Below are 249 nucleotides of genomic sequence, written 5' to 3'. Positions count from 1 at the left end.
TCGTCGAGGGACCGGCGATCTCGGCGTACGGCGTGCTCGATTGCGACGACGTGCCGGGCAATCCACGGCTGCACGCGGTGAAGGGGATGGTCGAGAAGCCGAAGCAGGCCGACGCACCGTCAAAAAAATGCAATCATCGGCCGTTACATTCTCACGCCGCGCATCTTCGAGCTGCTCGAGACGATTCCGAAGGGTGCAGGCGGCGAACTGCAACTGACCGACGGCATCAAGGGGCTGCTCGCGACGGAA

Annotated in this window: 1 pseudogene; it reads left to right on the top strand. The window is 63.1% G+C overall.

What is annotated here, in order from left to right:
- A pseudogene (locus tag AC5IJH_RS18505) lies at positions 1-249 on the top strand (sugar phosphate nucleotidyltransferase); the annotation flags it as partial.

It is taken from the genome of Candidatus Dedyshia acidiphila (assembly GCF_051025295.1).
Lineage (GTDB): Bacteria > Acidobacteriota > Terriglobia > Terriglobales > Acidobacteriaceae > KBS-83.
Note: the sequence above shows the minus strand (reverse complement) of the source record. Positions and strands in the feature narration are given on the sequence as shown.